Source organism: Rhodococcus sp. AQ5-07 (genome assembly GCF_009707305.1).
GTDB classification, from domain to species: Bacteria; Actinomycetota; Actinomycetes; order Mycobacteriales; family Mycobacteriaceae; genus Rhodococcus_F; species Rhodococcus_F erythropolis.
In genome coordinates, this window is record NZ_CP046099.1 from 179,331 (window position 1) to 195,329 (window position 15,999).

Consider the following 15,999-nt stretch of genomic DNA (forward strand, 5'->3'; position numbering starts at 1 on the left):
AGAGTGCCACAGGATCGACCCCTGTGGCTCGAAAGTTCGGTCTCGGGCGAGTCAGTCCTCGGCAGGCTTGACGAGGGGATGCGGAACCGACTTGAACTTGGCCGGTGATCCGTTGACCGCAGCAATGCCGGTGATGCCGCCCCACGTCATCATGGTGAGGTAGTCGATCAGCGATTCTGCGGACATCGACTTGTTGGAGATCCACCAGTGCGTCGCGAGCTGAATTCCGCCGACGATCCCGAACGCCCACGGCAGGGAACCGCCGGAATCCATCTCCATCTCGCGAAGACGATTGCCCAACACCGTGGAGAGCAATTCGGCGATCATGCGCTCGGAATCGGCAACGACGTCGCGGTTGGCGCCGGCGCCGTTGGCCATGACGTAGAGGTAGATGTCGGGGTCGGACGCCACCGTCTCGACGTACGCGGTGATGCTGGCCTGGGTGAGTTCGAAATCGTCGAGATCACCGCTGATCGCTTCGTAGATACGCGGCGACAGGATGGTCTCGACGTACCGCATCATCGTGGCGGTGGTGAGGTCGCTCTTGTCGGCGAAGTACCGGTAGAGCACGGTCTTGGACACACCGATCTCGGACGCGATCTCGTCCATGCCGATCTCACGGCCGCGTGCCCGGATAGCGGCAATGGTGCCGTCGACGAGTTCCTCGCGGCGAGCGATCTTGTGTTCGCGCCACCGACGCTTGCGACCGTCGGATTTCTCGGGCTTCGCATCAGCAACGACTGGGCCGTCTACCTGCTCGTTGTCCTGCACGGCATTCTTGGCCACGAGTCATCTCATATCTGTGGTGCGAGCCACGTCCGATCGGTCTACTTTCTGGTCCAGCTTAATGTCCGTGCCTTTATCTCGGGCACTCACATCCGCAGTTCGGGGGATTAAGTCCTAGCGAATCGGACATCGTGTCGCTCGCGCTACGCCGCGTCACACCTTTCGGCACAATGGCGAGGGTGCAGCAACTGAGCCTCTCCGCCTTCGACGACGCCGCCAAGCGTCGGGACCTTCGCAAGATGAAAGTCTTCGCCACTGGCCTCCTCGGCTTCGCGACGGTGGTCTACATCTTCTGCCGGTGGCAGGAATCCCGCGGCGCCGGAGAGTGGGTCGGGTACGTCCGGGCTGCGTCCGAGGCGGGCATGGTCGGCGCGCTTGCCGACTGGTTTGCCGTCACCGCGCTCTTCCGTCATCCGATGGGGCTTCCCATCCCGCACACTGCCATCATCAAGCGTAAGAAAGACCAGCTCGGAGCCAGTTTGAGCTCGTTCGTCGGTCAGAACTTCCTGGCTCCCGAGGTTGTGTCGGCCAAGGTGCAGCAGGCGCAGATTCCGCTCCGCCTCGGTACGTGGATGGCTGAACCTGCCAATGCCGCTCGCGTCGCTGCCGAGACGTCGACGGTATTGCGCGGGATGGTCGAGGTTCTTCGCGACGAGGACATTGCCCAGATCATCGACAACACGATCGTGAAGCGGCTGGCCGAGCCCATGTGGGGACCGCCGATCGGCCGAGTGCTCGGGGAGTTGCTCAAGGACAACAAGCAACTGCCGATCATCGAATTGCTTGCCGAGCGCGCGCATCAGTGGGCACTCGGCAGCCAGGAGACGGTCGACCGTGTGATCGTTCGCGATTCGCCGGCGTGGTCGCCGAAATTCGTCGACGCGATGCTGGGGGAGAAGATATACAAGGAACTCGTCGAGTTCACCTGGAAGGTCCGTTCCAACCCCGAACACGAGGTACGCCTCGCCGCCAACCGCTTCCTGATCGACTTCGCCGATGATCTGCAGAACGACCCGGAGACCATCAAGAAGGCCGAAGGGATCAAGGCGGAGATCATGGGCCGCGAGGAAGTGACGGGTCTGGCGTCCTCGACGTGGCAGGTCGCCAAGCGCCTCATCATGGAGTCGGTCGACGATCCGAACAGCACCCTGCGGACCAAGGTCGCCGAGAACGTGGCCGGCTTCGGAATCAGGCTGCGAGACGACGAATCCATGCGTGAGAAGGTCGACGGCTGGCTGGTGCAGGGCACCAAGTACATCGCGGAGAACTACACCGACGAGATCACCGGAGTCATCAGCGACACGGTCGAGCGGTGGGATGCCGACGAAGCGAGCCAGAAGATCGAGCTGCAGGTCGGTCGAGATCTTCAGTTCATCCGTATCAACGGCACCGTTGTCGGCTCGATCGCCGGGCTGCTGATCTACACGATTTCGACGCTCATCTTCGGCTGAGCTGTCCGGTATGTGACGTCCACCACGAGTGCTAGCAGTAGTGCTTGCAATAGTTAGCACCCTCTCCTATCCTGGGAAATGTCCACTGGAAAGGGAGGACGCAATGCCAGCGAAGTCGACGAACTCCGATGACGGAGATCGTGAATTATCCGGTGCCGCAGCCGGAGCAAGCGACTTGGCAGCTCGCGTCGTCAGCTCTGCGGCACACGACATCGGGGGGTTCATTCGTGCACAGCGGGAAGCCGCCCAAGTTTCGATGCGCCAACTTGCTCAACTCGCCGGCGTCAGCAATCCGTATCTGAGTCAGATCGAACGCGGATTGCGCAAACCGTCGGCAGACGTACTGGCGCAAATTGCCAAGGGTCTTCGGGTCTCATCAGAAGTCCTGTACGTCCAAGCGGGATATCTCGAACAACGCCCGCACAGTCCCATCAGGGACGCGGTGTTGGCCGAGACGGCCATCAACGAACGGCAGAAGCAAGTACTGCTCGAAATCTACGACTCGTTCTGTCGCGAGAACGAGTCGTCCAGACCAGCCGCAGCGCCCGATTCCGCTGAATCGGCCGCAATTCCAGACACCGAGACTTCACTAGGAGAACAAGATGACTGACAAGAACGCCATCGACAGCGTCAAGACCTCGCTCTACGCCGCTGTCGGCGCAGGCGACCTGGTTGTCCAGGCCGTGGCCGATGTAGTCGCTCAGGTTCGTGAGCGCGCCGAGAACACCCAGGGTGACGTCAACGGCCGTGTCGACGGTGCCCGCGAGAAGCTTGCTTCCGTTCAGGGTGACGTTGCCGAGAGCGTCGAGGCACTGCGCGAGCGTCTCGCCGGCCTGCCGTCCGAGCTGCCCGAAGAGCTCGCCGAGCTGCGAGAGAAGTTCGCACCCGAGGAACTCCGCAAGGTCGCCGAGGCATACCTCAAGGTTGCCGGCGATCTGTACAACTCCCTCGCAGAGCGTGGCGAAGACGCAGTCGAGCGCATCCGCAAGCAGCCCGCAGTCGAAGAGGGCATCGCTGCTGCAGAGTCGGCACTCGGCGACGCCGTCGAGCTGACCGAAGATGCACTCGGAACCGTTGCTCGTCAGACGCGCGCCGTGGGCGAGCAGGCTGCCAAGCTGGCCGGCCGCGCCGCCGGACGCATCTCCGACACCGCAGAAGAGGTCGGCGAGAAGATCGCTGACGCCGGCGAGAAGATCGCCGATGCAGGCGACGAGGCTGCACTGAAGGTCCTCGACCTCGGTGACCAGGCAGACGAGGCTTCCAAGGAAGCTGCCGCTCGCGTGACCGCTGCTGCGTCCGACGTCCAGGAGCGCGCAACCACCGCCGCCAAGAAGGCTGCTCCGGCCAAGGCTGCACCGGCCAAGGCTGCTCCGGCCAAGGCCACCGCGCCGGCTCCGGCCAAGAAGGCTGCTCCGGCCAAGAAGGCCTGATTTTGCCCAGCTCCACCTGACGAAGGCTCCCGCGCTCAGCCGAGTGTGGGAGCCTTCGTGTTCGTCGGGAACCGGATGAGAACTTAGGATGTAGTTGTGACTCAAGTCGATGGGCTAGTCGGTCTGATCTTTCTCGCACTCAAAGTGCTCGCGTTGGTGGGTGCTGTCTACGCGATCGTTCATGCCGTCAGGCAGCGTCCGGACGCCTTTACCGCGGTCAACAAATTGACCAAGCCGATCTGGCTCGGAATTCTGATCGTTGCGGCGTTGATCCTGCTGGCGACATCCCCAGTCGGTCTCCTGGGCATCATCGCGGTTGTTGCAGTGTGTGTATATCTCGTCGACGTTCGACCGCGCGTGGACGACATCCAGCATGGCGGTTCCCGCTGGTAGTGGGCCGCGGTTTCTGCTCATCCGGTGACGCGGTTCCAGGTCACCGTGTGTTGCCCCACTCTTCGCTCCAACGCTGACAACGCGCGTTGTTCGAGTGATAGTGTCGGTTAACGGCAGTCACACATAGATTGCATCCGTCTGTCGTCAGCAGCAGTCAGGGGTAAATGCATGTCCAGTCGTTCGCGCACCACAGAGCTTCGAGTACTGGCAGGCGCCGTCGGAGTGGGAGCACTCGTCGCGGCAGTCGCTGGGATCCGTCATAGGCGATCCACGCGCGGGTTGACTCTTTCGAGCGACGTCGAGCCCAACGCACTCCTGAAGACTCCGACGCTCAAAGCTGATATCAGCGAACTGACCACCGACGACGGTGCGATCATCAATGTCCGGGCTTACGGTCCCGTCGACGGCGATCCGATCGTTCTCAGTCACGGCTGGACATGCTCAACCGAATTCTGGTACCCGCAGGTCAATGCGCTTGCCGGTGAATATCGCGTCATCACCTACGATCAGCGCGGTCACGGACGCAGCACCGTCGGTAATCTTCCGCTCGGCCCGGACGTCCTCGCCGACGACCTCTCTGCCGTGCTGGCAGCCACGGTTCGCGAGGACAAGAAGGCGGTCATCGTCGGTCACAGCATGGGCGGGATGAGCATCATCGCCTGGGCTGGTCGTCACCCCGACGAGGTCAAGAAGTACGCGTCGGCGGTCATGCTCGCGAGCACCGCGAGTGAAAGGTTGATCGCCGAGACCACGGTCATCCCACTGCCCAATCGCTTTCCTCGGGTGCCTGTCCCCGTGGGCCGCGCCATCCTCAGTTCGCCCGTTCCGTTTGTCTCCTCAGGCGCCATGACGAAGGCGATCCAGTACGTCTCGATGTCACCGAACGCGACCAAGGCCGAGATTCAGTTCTGCGAGAACATCGTTCGTGAGTGCAAGCCGCGTATTCGTGGCGGTTGGGGAGCAGCGCTGAGCACCCTCGACATTCACGAGGGACTCGACAATCTCGAAGTGCCGACCACCGTGCTCGTCGGTTCGCTCGATCGGCTCACTCCGCCGGTCCATGCGCGCAAGCTTGCGCAGGTCCTCGACGACGCCGGCAACCTCGAACGGTTGATCGTGTTGCCGGGCGTCGGTCACATGTCGTCGATCGAGAACATCGACGAGTTCGACAAGGAAATCGTGCGACTGCGCAATCTCTAGCGCGCGGTGACTCCGAATCTGCGTAGTTCGAGAGCCGGATTCTTCATCCGAACCTCCGCGATTCGTTCGAGGGAGACGGTTGCAGTCGCCATACCCACGCGTTCTCCCAGAGATGCGACGATGACGCCCATCGGATCCACAATCATGCTCGCGCCTGATCCCGCCGGTGCGCATTGGTCGGCCGCCGCGACGTAGATCGTGTTCTCGATCGCGCGGGCGCGGACGAGAGTTGTCCAGTGATCTTCCTTCAACGGGCCGGGCACCCACTCTGCCGGGAGGAGGAGAACGTCGGCGCCTGCATCGACGATCCGTCGTGTCGTTTCCGGGAAGCGAAGGTCGTAGCAAGTCTGAAGACCGAACCGGACGTCTTCCACGACAAAGGTTTCGGGGTCGTGAATCTCACCGGCACGGACGACGTCCGATTCCTTGTAACCGAAAGCGTCGTACAGGTGCAGCTTTCGGTAGATCGCAACGACACCGAGTTTCGGGGCCAGGGCGACCAAGGTGTTCGAGATCTTGTCGGAGCCCGTAACTGCCTCGTTGATCCCGGCGACTATGTGAATGCCGAGAGTTGTTGCGAGGTCTGCCAGCGCTGAGACGAATTCGCCGTCGAGCGACTCGGCGGTCAAGACGAAACGTGAGTCCATGCTCGGAGCCGTGAACATCGCGTACTCGGGAGCGACCACGATGCGAGCGCCGGATTCCGCCGCTTCGCTCGCCAGTTTCGTGAGTTGCTCGAGATTCGACTGCTTGTCGAGTCCTGGGGCGTACTGTGCGATTGCTACGTCGACCATGTGGTTGTGCCTTTCTGGGCTTGGGGCGCCGGCATTCTCTCGATCTTGCCGAGCACCACGGTGTAACAGAAGATTCCGCCGATGAGTACCGCACCGGTCGCGATGAACGCGCCGGCGAACGAACCGGTGGCGTCGACCACCATGCCGGTCACGATGGGCGCCGCGATTCCGAGCAGATTCGCCACGAAATTGACGATGCCGCCGAGCGACCCGGTGTATCCCTCAGGCGCAATGAGCGCCACGATGGACGAACCTGCGGGGACCGACACTGCCAGTCCTGCTGCTCCGATCGAGAGGAAGATCAGGGCGACTGCGATCGATCCCGCGTATGCCGCTCCCGTGACAGCAAGTGATGCCAGGAGGCTGACCACGAGGACCGTACGGCGGACCTTGGTGACGTCACCCGTTTTGGCCAACCACCTGTCCATCAGGATGCCGGCGATGAGGAACTGTGCGATCACGGCGACGAGCCACGGGATCATCGTGTAGATGCCGCCCTTGAGGAGGTTGACCCCGAAACTCTTCTCCAAGTAGGCGGGGAGCCAGGTCAAGAGCACGTAGTAGGCGTACGTATAGGACGCGTACCCGAGTGCGAGTCCCCAAGTCTTGCGTCGCCGCAGGAGGTAGCCCAGACCATTGAGCGAACCGCTGGTTTCTGCGTCCTCGTCTTCGGCGCCGCCCTCGCGGATGTAGTCGAACTCCGCTTGGCTCAGCCGACCTTTCGCCAGTGCCTCTTTGGGCGTCAGATACAGCAGCCACCAAATCGCGAGGTAGGCCACGGAGAGGATGCCGGTGAAGATGAAGGCCGCGTGCCAGCTGAACGTCGTGACCAAGAACGCCATGATCGGGATGCCGATCACGTTCGAGATCTTGGCACACCCGTCGAAGATGGAAGTCGCGGTCCCACGCTCCTGCTTCGGGAACCATTGGCCGATTGCTTTCCAGCCGGCCGGGACAGTAGGCGCTTCGCCGACACCGAGGACGAGTCGGGCGACCAGGAGCATTCCCAGTCCACCTGCCGCAGCGGAGGCGAACGACGCCACGGCCCAGAGAAACGCGGCAGCTCGATTGACCCACCGCACGCCGATGCGGTCGATGAACGAACCGATCGGCATCTGGAGCATGGCGTACGTCCACAGGAACGCGGACGAGACCATTCCCATTTGCGAAGCGCTGATGTCGAAGTCGCGCATGATCTCCGGTGCGGCAATGGAGAGGTTCACGCGGTCGATGTAGTTGACGAACATGCCGACGCCGAGAACTCCGGCGATACCCCAACGGGCACGGCCGATCTTCGGCGGGACGGCCGCCTTTATCGGTGACGAGCCGGGTTCCGAGGTTTGTGTTGTCATCGAGACTCCCGAATCCGAGTGATCTGATCGAGCGGTCCGGCAAAGCCGGCAGCGAGGGCACCGTGCTGCATGATCAACGCCATCTGATCAGCGCCGTGTCGGACGGCAAATTCTTTCTCTTCCACGCTCCACGCCGGCAGTACCCACGGCTTGCCTGCTTCGGCTGCCGCTGCGGCAACGATAGCGAGGTCGGCAAAATCGCCCTCGGTACGTGTGTATGCACCGCGTTCTCGGCGCAGCGAAAGATCGGACGGGCCAACGAAGACGCCGTCGACGGTGTCCAGTGCCAGGATGTCTGCGATGTTCTCGATTGCTCCGGCATCCTCGATCATCGGGTAGCAACGGGTGAAGGTGTCCTGGCGACGGACCCAGTCGTCGGTGAAACCGCCGTAGTTGGTCGTGCGCCCGCCGGCGAAACTACGGTCGCCTAGCGGTGGGAATTTGGCGAACGCAGTGACTTCCTTTGCATGGGAAGCATTTTCGATGTGCGGAATGACAACGGCAGTGGCGCCGAAGTCGAGAGCCTGCTGAATGGGTCCGCGCTCGGGTCCCAGTACTTTCGCGAGAACCTCCATGTCCAGGCCGCGAAGGAAGGGGATGAATCGCTCGAGGTCGGCAAGGTCGAACGACCCGTGTTCGATGTCGAGGATCACCGCGCCGTAGCCGAGCCCACGCGCAATTTCTGCTGCGGCAAAGCTTGGATCGGACAGCCAGATCGCGTGACGGCGGTCGGCGGGAGTGCTGAACATGCTGGTGGGCTCCTTGGCAGTAGGGATTTTACGACTGATCTGATCGGTGTGACGACCCGCACAGCTGTCGTATACGTCATGTATACACAGAGAATGCTTGGTGTGTCCAGAGTCGGTATGATGAATTTGTTACAAGTTCGTCAACCCGGCGGACGCCAGTGCGAAGGGATTGTGATGTCGACACCGGCAACTGCCGACCCGTCAGCCACCCAGGGGCCGGCACGCGACCGCGTCTACGTCTGGTTGCGGGACGAGATCATTCGTGGATCGATCGAAGGGGGGCGATTCCTGGACGAGCTGTGGGTCTCCGGGACCATGGGGGTGTCCCGTACGCCGGTCAGAGAGGCATTCCATCGGCTGGCCGCCGAAAAGTTCATCACTCTCCTGCCGCGCAAGGGCGCGCAGGTCCGAACCGTGACAGCCCGTGAGCTCGAAGAGGTCTACCAGAGCCGGCAACTGATCGAGGGTCACGCGGTGACGGTGCTGTGTGCCCGAGGCTTCGGCGCGCCGACGTCAATGATCGAGCTGATCGAACCGATGGAAGCTGCAGGGCGCGAACGTGATTGGTTCGAGGTTTCCGGTCTCGACCGGCAATTCCATCTTGCGATGGTCAGAGCTGCACAGAACTCGGTACTGACCGAACTCTACGAGTCGCTCCGGTCACGGCAACAGAGAGTTGCGGTGCGCGCCCTGAACGTGGGACCGCACCGCCTGGACACGATCAATGCGCAGCATCGTGCCTTGGTTGAGGCGCTGGACGAATCCGATGCAGACAAGGCTCTCGAAATTCTGGCCGCACACCTCCGGCCGGTACCGGAGGTCCTTGCCCTCTTGCCTGCCGATCAGCCTTAGCTGAATACGACCGTCTTGCGCCCGTGGACCAGAACACGATCCTCGAGGTGCCAGCGCAGTCCGCGTGAGAGCACGAGCTTTTCGATGTCTCGACCCTGGCGGACCATGTCGGCGACATCGTCGGCGTGGTCCACACGGATCACGTCCTGCTCGATGATCGGACCGGCATCGAGTTCGGCGGTCACGTAGTGGCAGGTGGCGCCGATCAACTTCACGCCGCGTGCGAACGCCTGGTGATAGGGGCGGGCACCGATGAACGACGGCAAGAAGCTGTGGTGGATGTTGATCGCGCGGCCGGCCCAGTGCTCGCACAGTGATTCGGGAAGCACCTGCATGAAGCGTGCAAGAACCACGGCGTCGGGGTTGTGGGCGTCGACCAGGGCGCGGACCTTCTCGAAGGACGGTCCCCGTTCGGCCGGGTCCTTGGCGAACGGAACGTGGTGGAAGTCGATCCCGTGGCGCTCGGTGACACTGCGCAGGTCCTCGTGATTTCCGATGACGGCGCTGATCTCTGCCGGAAGTTCTCCGCCCGCGGCGCGGCCCAGGAGGTCATGCAAGCAGTGACCTTCCTTGCTCACGAGCAGCACGATCTTCTTGGGTGCGCCGGAGTCGTGAAGAGTCCACTCGGTTTCCGGACCGATCTCGGCCGCAACAGCTTTGAACCGTTCACGAAGCTCGTCGATGCTCATGCTCACAGACGACGCACGGACCGCCTGACGCGTGAAGAACCATCCGGTGTCGGCATCGGCGTGGTACGCGGCCTCCACGATCCATCCACCGACGTCGGTGAGAAAGGTCGAGATGCGTGCGACGATGCCCGTGGTGTCGGGGCAGCCGAGGGAAAGAACATAGCGACGATCGTCGATCGAAGGTGCAGCGGTCATGCGGCCTAGTCTCTCAGGTGCGGCTGCGGCGACGGTCGCGTGGTGGTGTGCCAAGCTTTCCATCATGTCTGAAGCTGCACTCACTCGTTCCCAGGTTGCCGCGATGGTGGACCACACTCTCCTCAAACCCGAAGCCACCGCGGCCGATGTGACCGCCCTGATCGACGAGGCACGCAGCCTCGGTGTGCTGGCCGTCTGTGTCTCGCCGTCGATGTTGCCGATTCGCGCCGACGGACTGGTGACGGCGGCCGTCGTCGGATTCCCGTCGGGGAAGCATCATTCACTGGTCAAGGGTGCCGAAGCGCGACTGGCCGTCGATCAGGGCGCTACCGAGATCGACATGGTCATCGACGTAGGAGCGGCGGTCGCCGGCGACTACAGCGCTGTGCTCGCAGACATCCTCACCGTCCGTGAGGCGATGGGGGAGAGTGCGATCCTCAAAGTGATTCTCGAAACCGCTGCCCTGTCCGACGAGGCCATCGTCGAATGTTGCCGCGCAGCCGTGCGTGCCGGGGCGAACTTCGTCAAGACCTCCACAGGCTTCCACCCCGCGGGTGGGGCGACGGTCGAGGCCGTCGAACTGATGGCACGGACGGTCGGCCCAGCCGTGGGAGTCAAGGCCAGTGGCGGAATACGTACGACGCAGGCCGCACTCGACATGATTGCGGCCGGCGCCACCCGTCTCGGATTGTCCGGAACCCGAGCAGTATTGGACGGTCTGACCGACTAGGTCAGCAGGCCGCAGCTGTCCGGCACCGCCGAGGCGTTCTGGTTGTTCGCGTCGGCGACGGGCATGGCGTAAGCGCCGCCCTCCAGTGAGATCTGGATTGCGTCGTCGGTAACGGTCAGCTTGGTGGGCTTCATGTCCAGCGGGTACGTCTGCAGGCTGTCGGTGAGTGTCTGGACGATGCCGTCGACCAGGTCTGTCGGCAGACCCAATCCGAGAATCTCGGCGCCGACGGTCTGAACGTCGACCACACCGTTGGTGACGGTGGGCTTGACCGTGAGCTTCGCGAGCCCGACCGGTCCGACGTCGAACGCGAGTGTTCCGGCGCTCGAGTCGGCGGTGACGCCGGAGACGAGGCCACCGAAGGTCTGCTCCTGCAAGGTGGCGAGAATGCCTGCGGTAGACCAGGTGACGTCGGCGCTGGAGCTGCCGATGGTGCCGCTGTTACCCGCCGAGGGCTGCAAGTTGATGTCGTTCACCTTCGCGTGAACCTGCATGCCCGTTGCGGGGCCGAACGAAGAGTCGTCACTGTCGATGCTGATGTACGGCACCTTCTTGTCGACTGCCTGCAGGAGTACGGGCTTCCAGCTCAACCCGACGTCGACCTGGGATCCCAGTTCGCTCTGGAACTGATCGGCCATGCAGGTCTTCACCTGGTTGCGTACGTACAGTTCTCCACCGACGAGTGCCGCCACGAGCACGGCGATCACCACGAGAAGGATGACGAGCACTCGGTTGCGCGGACGAGGGTTGTTCGCTGCGACAGTCATTCGCCAGATTCTTCCCGACGAGTCTGAACGAACTCTGTGAATACGCACTTCCTCATTCCTGTGATGCGCGACACAGTCGCCCGTAGTCTGTTCGAAACGGCGTTTTCGACGGTCACCGGAGGTGGTCATGGCTTCGGACTACGAATCACTCGAGCTGCTTGCGCTGCGACAGTGTGGATTTGTCACGGCTCTCCAAGCGTCCGAACTGGGTTTCGGTCTGGCGTCGATGGAGGAGATGACGGAATCCGGAACATGGACATGTGAGTGCCGCGGACTCTTTCGCCTCGAACGCGTCAGGCATACTGCCTTGGACGAATTTGCGAAGTGGTGCACGTGGTTCGCCGGTAGCGCCACCGTCTCGCATTACAGCGCCGCAGATCTACATGGCCTCGGGCACCTGCAACCTCGCTTCATTCATCTCTCGACAGCGCACCCACTCGCGGCGCCGACCCGCCAAGTCGCCCTGCACCGACTGCCGCTCGCGGACGACGAGTGCGAACAGATTGGACCCATCCGCATCACCACGCCTTTGCGCACCGTGCACGACCTCGCATCCGGTGGAATTTCTCAAGTTCTGCTCAACGAAGTAGTCGCCGATGCGGTGGCGATAGGTCGACTCGACGCGCACGAGTTGTATCTCTCGTGTGAAAACGCGAGCATCGACGTTGCCGTCCGAGTGGAGTTGGCGCTCGCCGCAAGCCTGTAATCGAGATTTCTATGCTTCTGCGACCTTCTGGCATCACGTTCGAAATCGAATATGACACCAATATCAGAGATTTGAAATGCGCTACTTCGGGGCGAATATTCTCTCTTCAGTGCAGGTGGAGCGATATCTGGACCAGTACTTCGGGACTTTCGACCCATGATCGCTGCAGCTTGGTGATGTCGGCGATGAACTAATTCGGTGAAAAGCGTAGTTACTTTACAGTCAATGGGATAACGTCACGGCATCAAAAGCAGACGGACGCTTGTCCTGGACGGCTGTCTGCTCCCGTGTGCGAGAGGGATGTGGATGTCCGTGAGTGGTGTTCGTCGTGTTGTCGGTGGTTTGAGTGTGTTTGCTGTTTCTGCGGGTTTTGCCGTGGTTGCGGGTGTCGGGGTTGCTGGTGCGGCTCCGGTGACGGCGGAGTTCAATTCCGATGGGTACAAGGTGACTCGGACGATCAGTAACGGCACGCCGTCCGAGGGTGATGTGATCACGTCGAAGACGGTGTTCAAGCGAACTGCTGGAGTTCACAATCTGTATGCGGTGCGCGATTTTCATCCGGCGTGTATGACGTATGTCGATGGTTCGGCGACGGTGAACGGTAGTGCGTTCCGTGTCAACGAAGTGGCTACTGATTCTGTTCGGTTGAGTGCGGGTGCTACGGAGTGGCCGATGTGGGGCGGTGACGTCAAGACGTTCGAATTCCAGTATCGCGTCGGCGCGGATTGTGCTCGTGGTACCAATTTGTCGACGACGGTGCATTTCGACGGGACGGTGTTCGTTGACGACACGACGAATGGTCGTGGCCCGTCGATCAATGTTCAGAAGAACGTCTCGACGACGGCCGTGTCACCGGTCAGTGGCGCTCAGGTGGGGCAGCCGGTGACGTTGAGTGCGACGGTGACCGGTGGTGCCGACGGTGATTCGGTGGAGTTCTTCGACGCAGGTTCCAAGATCGGTGCGGGCGCGCTCGCCAATGGTGTTGCAACACTTGCCTGGACACCGACCACCCGTGGAGATCACTCGATCACAGCGAAGTTCGCCGACACGGCGCGTGCCGTCGGTTCCGCTTCGGCAGCGCTGATCGTGAACGTTTCGCAGGCCGATGCTCAGTCCAGTACGACGCTGGCGCCGATCTCGGGCGCGCAGGTCGGCAAGTCGACCACTCTCAAAGCGACTGTGTCCGCGTCGGGCACCGGTGGAACGGTCACGTTCAAGGTCGGCGGAACGGTGCTCGCTTCGGTGCCGGTGGCAGGCAACGGTGAAGCGACCTACGCCTGAGTGCCGACGGTTGCCGGTGCGCAGAACGTCGAGGCTGTGTTCGCCGGCAGATCCGGCGTCACCGGGTCGAGTACCACCGCGAATGTGACAGTCGCCGAACAGCCCGCCGGAACAACAAGCTCCACAACAGATCTCAGCGTAGTAGCGGGGCAGGTCGGCGTTGCACAGACGATCTCCGCTCAGATCAGTCCTGCAAATGCCGGTGGCACAGTCACCTTCAAGGACGGTGAGACCGTCATCGGCACGGCTACGGTCGATTCATCCGGGAAGGCCAGCCTTTCGTGGAAGCCCGCAACTCAGGGTCAGCGAATTGTCGCGGCGGAGTACTCGGGCGCCGGCACGGTGACGGCATCCTCCGATCAGGTCTCCGTCCAGATCGCCGCACCGGTCGACGGTGAAGAACCAGGCAACGGCACCGGTTCGCTCGGCAGCCTCGGCAACATCTTCGGCTCCTAGCAATCGATACCCGGTGATGCCCCGCCCGCTTCAGGTGGTGGGGCATCACCCATATCCCTCACTTCTCGAGAAGGAAAATCTATGTCTGTAGGTTCTGCACGTCGTGCAGTTGCAGGTTTGAGTGTGTTTGCTGTTGCTGCGGGTTTCGCGGCGGTTACGGGTCTCGGGGTTGCGGGAGCTGCGCCGGAGACACCGGGTTCGTTGACGTGGAATGCGAACAACTACGAATACACGCGGACGATCAGCAATGTGACTCCGTCCGAGGGCGAGACGATCACCGTGAAGACTGTGTTCAAGCGGAAGAACATCGTCGTGGATTACCTGTATGCGATCAAGGATGTTCATCCGACATGTCTGACGTACGTCGAGGGTTCGGCGAAGGTGAATGGTTCGACGCGGAGTGTCGAGTCCAAGGGTGCTGATTTTGTTCGTGTGAAAGGGTCACTGACAGAGTGGCCGCTGTACAACAACGACTCGAAGACTTTCGAGTTCAAGTACACGGTGGGCGCGGATTGTGCGCGTGAGGTGCCGTTGGATACTTCGGTGCATTACAACGCGTCAGTGACGAGTTCCGATTTCCAGAACAAGGGCCCGGCGGTGACGGTGTCGAAGAACATTTCGGCGACGACGCTGTCACCGGCCAGCGGCGTGAAGTTGGGACAACCGGTTCCGCTGAGCGCGACGGTGACCGGTGGTGCCGACGGTGATTCGGTGGAGTTCTTCGACGGTGCCACCAAGATCGGTGCGGGCGCGCTCGCCAATGGTGTTGCAACACTTGCCTGGACACCGGCTGACGTCCGAACCCACAGCGTGACGGCCAAGTACCTCGGAAATGCAAAGGTGGCGACCTCCACGTCGTCAGCTGTCGACGTCGTCGTGTCCGAAGCGGACAAGAGCACTGCAACCGCGATCACCGGTCCCGCAAGTGCAGTTGCAGGTGAGTCCGTGACCGTCGAGGCTACGGTGTCGCCTACTCCGGCGGGTGGCACGGTGCAGTTCAAAGACGGTGCAACCGACCTCGGCGGCGCCGTTACCGTCGATGCCAACGGCAAGGCTTCGCTGACGAATTCCTATGCAGTCGGAGCGCATTCGATCGTGGCGGTGTACTCCGGTTCCGGTGTCTACCAGACTTCGACGTCGGCGCCGCATGCGCTGACAGTCGCTCCGGTGGTGGTCGAGGAGAACACAACGACCACCCTCGTCGGCCCGTCGACGGCGTCGACCGGTGAGGCATTGTCGTTCACTGCCTCTGTCTCGACCGGTGTTGCAGGTGGCACCGTGCAGTTCAAGGAAAGTGGCAGGGATCTGGGCTCCCCGATTCCCGTGGACGCAACCGGAAAAGCGACAACCACGCCGATCTTCAACGTGGCGGGTGAGTACAGCATCACCGCAGTGTTCTCGGGTTCGGGTAACTACCTGGGCTCGACATCGAACGCCCAGACCGTGAACGTCAAGGCGCCGGCTCCCACCGACCAGCAGACCCAGACGGTCTTGACCGTTCCGGCGGATGCAAAAACCGGTACGGCAGTTGGTCTGTCCGTAACCGTCACGCCGACGCCGGTTGGCGGCACAGTGCAGTTCAAGGACGGCTCGGGCAATCTCGGCTCGCCGGTGCCGGTCGTCGAGGGCAAGGCGTCGATCATGCACGAGTTCGCGAGCGTCGGTACGCACGACATCACGGCCGTCTACTCGGGTGCAACAGGATTCCTCACTTCTACCTCGGCCGCTCAGTCGGTTTCGGTCACGGCTCCGGCCGCGGAGGATCAGGAAACGTCCATCACCGTGAGCGCTCCGGCGTCAGCGGTCAAGGGCGCGAAGGTTGATCTCGTTGCGGCAGTTGTTCCTACGCTCAGTGCGGGAACGGTCCAGTTCATGGACGGAACCACCCCGATCGGCGGACCGGTTGCGGTAGTGAACGGCAAGGCCACGCTCTCGCATACCTTCACCGAACTCGGTGATCGCCGAATCACCGCGGTGTTCAGCGGAACTGACGGCTATCTCGGTTCCGAGACCCAGGCCGCAGTCACCGTCAAGGTCACGGCAGAGTCCGACGGCGGCGATCCCGGCAACGGCGGCAGTTCGACAGGTTCGCTGGGAAGCCTGGAAAACATCTTCGGGTCCTAGCCCGACGCCTGCACACGGACGCCTCGCCGCGGAGACAACCTCTG

General features: G+C 62.0%; 17 protein-coding genes. 11 read left to right on the forward strand and 6 right to left on the reverse strand.

The window, feature by feature from the left end; genetic code table 11:
• Positions 1-51 precede the first annotated feature (51 nt).
• Positions 52-786 carry a TetR/AcrR family transcriptional regulator gene (locus GJB56_RS00880; protein ID WP_003941527.1) on the reverse strand — a complete coding sequence of 245 codons (735 nt, stop codon included), beginning with the start codon at positions 784-786 and terminating at the stop codon, positions 52-54.
• 170 nt (positions 787-956) lie between these two features.
• Here GJB56_RS00880 and GJB56_RS00885 point away from each other — a divergent pair, with 170 nt between their 5' ends.
• The 5 genes from GJB56_RS00885 (at position 957) to GJB56_RS00905 (ending at position 5,260) form a co-directional block, all read left to right on the forward strand.
• Positions 957-2,237 (forward strand): DUF445 domain-containing protein, encoded by a 1,281-nt coding sequence (locus GJB56_RS00885; RefSeq protein WP_113682344.1) that lies wholly within the window; start codon positions 957-959, stop codon positions 2,235-2,237.
• Between the two features lie 103 nt (positions 2,238-2,340).
• The gene (locus GJB56_RS00890; RefSeq protein ID WP_021333907.1) at positions 2,341-2,847 is read left to right on the forward strand and encodes a helix-turn-helix domain-containing protein; all 507 of its coding nucleotides are present in this window, start codon (positions 2,341-2,343) and stop codon (positions 2,845-2,847) included.
• Complete coding sequence (locus tag GJB56_RS00895) at positions 2,840-3,667, forward strand: heparin-binding hemagglutinin (protein WP_019744417.1); 828 nt, start codon at positions 2,840-2,842, stop codon at positions 3,665-3,667. The genes GJB56_RS00890 and GJB56_RS00895 overlap by 8 nt, the downstream gene beginning before the upstream one ends.
• A 96-nt stretch (positions 3,668-3,763) precedes the next feature.
• Entirely contained in the window at positions 3,764-4,060 is a 297-nt protein-coding gene (locus GJB56_RS00900; protein WP_003941505.1) for a DUF2516 family protein, read from the forward strand.
• A 168-nt stretch (positions 4,061-4,228) separates the two neighbouring features.
• Complete coding sequence (locus tag GJB56_RS00905) at positions 4,229-5,260, forward strand: alpha/beta fold hydrolase (protein WP_021333908.1); 1,032 nt, start codon at positions 4,229-4,231, stop codon at positions 5,258-5,260.
• Here the strand turns inward: GJB56_RS00905 and GJB56_RS00910 are convergent.
• Genes GJB56_RS00910 through GJB56_RS00920 form a run of 3 tightly spaced genes read right to left on the reverse strand, consistent with a single transcriptional unit; the run spans position 5,257 to position 8,155 of the window.
• Positions 5,257-6,054 (reverse strand): carbon-nitrogen hydrolase family protein, encoded by a 798-nt coding sequence (locus tag GJB56_RS00910; protein ID WP_003941519.1) that lies wholly within the window; start codon positions 6,052-6,054, stop codon positions 5,257-5,259. The genes GJB56_RS00905 and GJB56_RS00910 overlap by 4 nt on opposite strands.
• A complete protein-coding gene (locus tag GJB56_RS00915) occupies positions 6,042-7,406 on the reverse strand; it encodes an MFS transporter (RefSeq protein ID WP_003941494.1) in 1,365 nt (454 codons plus the stop codon). Before GJB56_RS00915 ends, GJB56_RS00910 begins: the two co-directional genes overlap by 13 nt.
• Entirely contained in the window at positions 7,403-8,155 is a 753-nt protein-coding gene (locus GJB56_RS00920; protein ID WP_020968908.1) for an HpcH/HpaI aldolase family protein, read from the reverse strand. The genes GJB56_RS00915 and GJB56_RS00920 overlap by 4 nt, the downstream gene beginning before the upstream one ends.
• A 174-nt stretch (positions 8,156-8,329) precedes the next feature.
• Here GJB56_RS00920 and GJB56_RS00925 point away from each other — a divergent pair, with 174 nt between their 5' ends.
• Positions 8,330-9,007 carry a GntR family transcriptional regulator gene (locus GJB56_RS00925; protein WP_020968909.1) on the forward strand — a complete coding sequence of 226 codons (678 nt, stop codon included), beginning with the start codon at positions 8,330-8,332 and terminating at the stop codon, positions 9,005-9,007.
• Here the strand turns inward: GJB56_RS00925 and purU are convergent.
• Positions 9,004-9,891: a formyltetrahydrofolate deformylase gene (gene purU, locus GJB56_RS00930; protein ID WP_003941509.1), complete on the reverse strand. Its 888-nt coding sequence runs from the start codon at positions 9,889-9,891 to the stop codon at positions 9,004-9,006. The genes GJB56_RS00925 and purU overlap by 4 nt on opposite strands.
• 64 nt (positions 9,892-9,955) lie before the next feature.
• Here purU and deoC point away from each other — a divergent pair, with 64 nt between their 5' ends.
• On the forward strand, positions 9,956-10,621 hold the full coding sequence (deoC, locus tag GJB56_RS00935) for a deoxyribose-phosphate aldolase (protein WP_113682444.1): 666 nt from the start codon (positions 9,956-9,958) through the stop codon (positions 10,619-10,621).
• Here deoC and GJB56_RS00940 read toward each other — a convergent pair.
• Positions 10,618-11,388, reverse strand: a complete 771-nt coding sequence (locus tag GJB56_RS00940) for an LmeA family phospholipid-binding protein (RefSeq protein ID WP_029254824.1) — start codon at positions 11,386-11,388, stop codon at positions 10,618-10,620. The genes deoC and GJB56_RS00940 overlap by 4 nt on opposite strands.
• Before the next feature lie 127 nt (positions 11,389-11,515).
• On the opposite strand from GJB56_RS00940, the gene GJB56_RS00945 reads away from it, so the two are divergent.
• The 4 genes from GJB56_RS00945 (at position 11,516) to GJB56_RS00955 (ending at position 15,955) form a co-directional block, all read left to right on the forward strand.
• The gene (locus GJB56_RS00945; RefSeq protein WP_020906750.1) at positions 11,516-12,094 is read left to right on the forward strand and encodes a type IV toxin-antitoxin system AbiEi family antitoxin domain-containing protein; all 579 of its coding nucleotides are present in this window, start codon (positions 11,516-11,518) and stop codon (positions 12,092-12,094) included.
• 312 nt (positions 12,095-12,406) lie between these two features.
• A complete protein-coding gene (locus GJB56_RS00950; protein WP_230091109.1) occupies positions 12,407-13,375 on the forward strand; it encodes an Ig-like domain-containing protein in 969 nt (322 codons plus the stop codon).
• The gene (locus GJB56_RS31570) at positions 13,376-13,831 is read left to right on the forward strand and encodes an Ig-like domain-containing protein (protein ID WP_230091110.1); all 456 of its coding nucleotides are present in this window, start codon (positions 13,376-13,378) and stop codon (positions 13,829-13,831) included. It begins immediately after the preceding gene.
• Positions 13,832-13,912: 81 nt separating this feature from the next.
• On the forward strand, positions 13,913-15,955 hold the full coding sequence (locus GJB56_RS00955; RefSeq protein WP_113682345.1) for an Ig-like domain-containing protein: 2,043 nt from the start codon (positions 13,913-13,915) through the stop codon (positions 15,953-15,955).
• The last annotated feature ends 44 nt before the right edge of the window (positions 15,956-15,999 follow it).

Excerpts from the sequence above, each read along its gene's own strand:
- GJB56_RS00885 (WP_113682344.1), top strand. The coding sequence starts at position 957 with ATGGCGAGGGTGCAGCAACTGAGCCTCTCCGCCTTCGACGACGCCGCC.
- GJB56_RS00890 (WP_021333907.1), top strand. The coding sequence starts at position 2,341 with ATGCCAGCGAAGTCGACGAACTCCGATGACGGAGATCGTGAATTATCC.
- GJB56_RS00895 (WP_019744417.1), top strand. The coding sequence starts at position 2,840 with ATGACTGACAAGAACGCCATCGACAGCGTCAAGACCTCGCTCTACGCC.
- GJB56_RS00905 (WP_021333908.1), top strand. The coding sequence starts at position 4,229 with ATGTCCAGTCGTTCGCGCACCACAGAGCTTCGAGTACTGGCAGGCGCC.
- GJB56_RS00910 (WP_003941519.1), bottom strand. The coding sequence starts at position 6,054 with ATGGTCGACGTAGCAATCGCACAGTACGCCCCAGGACTCGACAAGCAG.
- GJB56_RS00915 (WP_003941494.1), bottom strand. The coding sequence starts at position 7,406 with ATGACAACACAAACCTCGGAACCCGGCTCGTCACCGATAAAGGCGGCC.
- GJB56_RS00920 (WP_020968908.1), bottom strand. The coding sequence starts at position 8,155 with ATGTTCAGCACTCCCGCCGACCGCCGTCACGCGATCTGGCTGTCCGAT.
- GJB56_RS00925 (WP_020968909.1), top strand. The coding sequence starts at position 8,330 with ATGTCGACACCGGCAACTGCCGACCCGTCAGCCACCCAGGGGCCGGCA.
- purU (WP_003941509.1), bottom strand. The coding sequence starts at position 9,891 with ATGACCGCTGCACCTTCGATCGACGATCGTCGCTATGTTCTTTCCCTC.
- deoC (WP_113682444.1), top strand. The coding sequence starts at position 9,956 with ATGTCTGAAGCTGCACTCACTCGTTCCCAGGTTGCCGCGATGGTGGAC.
- GJB56_RS00940 (WP_029254824.1), bottom strand. The coding sequence starts at position 11,388 with ATGACTGTCGCAGCGAACAACCCTCGTCCGCGCAACCGAGTGCTCGTC.
- GJB56_RS00945 (WP_020906750.1), top strand. The coding sequence starts at position 11,516 with ATGGCTTCGGACTACGAATCACTCGAGCTGCTTGCGCTGCGACAGTGT.
- GJB56_RS00955 (WP_113682345.1), top strand. The coding sequence starts at position 13,913 with ATGTCTGTAGGTTCTGCACGTCGTGCAGTTGCAGGTTTGAGTGTGTTT.